The following is a 1,085-nucleotide window of genomic DNA, read 5'->3' on the forward strand; positions in this document are numbered from 1 at the left end:
ATCAGAGTCTGCGTCTGAATCAGCATCTGCATCGCTATCTGCGTCTGAATCAGAGTCTGCATCTGAATCAGAGTCTGCATCTGAGTCGCTGTCCGCATCTGAGTCTGCGTCCGCATCTGAGTCAGAGTCTGCATCTGAGTCGCTGTCCGCATCTGAGTCAGAGTCTGCATCTGAGTCGCTATCTGCGTCTGAATCAGAGTCTGCATCTGCATCGCTATCTGCGTCTGAGTCAGAGTCTGCATCTGAGTCGCTGTCGGCATCTGAATCACTGTCTGCGTCTGAATCAGCATCTGCATCGCTATCTGCGTCTGAATCAGAGTCTGCATCTGAGTCACTATCTGCGTCTGAATCAGCATCTGCATCTGAGTCGCTGTCGGCATCTGAGTCGCTATCTGCGTCTGAATCAGCATCTGAGTCTGCATCTGCGTCTGCATCTGAGTCAGAGTCTGCATCTGAGTCAGCATCTGCGTCTGCATCTGCGTCTGCATCTGCATCTGCGTCTGCGTCTGCATCTGAGTCAGCATCTGCATCTGCGTCTGCGTCTGCATCTGAGTCAGCATCTGCGTCTGCATCTGCGTCTGCGTCTGCATCTGAATCAGCATCTGAATCTGAATCAGCATCTGAATCTGAATCAGCATCTGCGTCTGCATCTGAATCAGCATCTGCGTCTGCATCTGCATCTGCGTCTGCGTCTGCGTCTGCATCTGAGTCTGCATCTGCATCTGCGTCTGCGTCTGCATCTGAGTCTGCATCTGCGTCTGCGTCTGCATCTGAATCAGCATCTGCGTCTGAGTCAGCATCTGCGTCTGAGTCAGCATCTGCGTCTGCGTCTGCATCTGCGTCTGCGTCTGCATCTGCGTCTGCGTCTGCATCTGAGTCAGAATCCGCATCTGAGTCTGAGTCTGAGTCAGCATCTGAGTCAGCATCTGCGTCTGCATCTGCGTCTGCGTCTGCATCTGAATCAGCATCTGCATCTGCGTCTGAGTCTGCATCTGAGTCAGAGTCTGCATCTGAATCTGAGTCTGCATCTGCATCTGCATCTGCGTCTGCATCTGAATCAGCATCTGCATCTGCGTCTGAGTCAG

General features: G+C 52.8%; 1 pseudogene. It reads right to left on the reverse strand.

Annotated features, from left to right (window positions below):
- Positions 1-771: 771 nt before the first annotated feature.
- Positions 772-1,085 (reverse strand): annotated as a pseudogene (locus CD032_RS13670) (hypothetical protein); the annotation flags it as partial.

Source organism: Staphylococcus cohnii subsp. cohnii (assembly GCF_002902365.1).
GTDB classification, from domain to species: domain Bacteria; phylum Bacillota; class Bacilli; order Staphylococcales; family Staphylococcaceae; genus Staphylococcus; species Staphylococcus cohnii.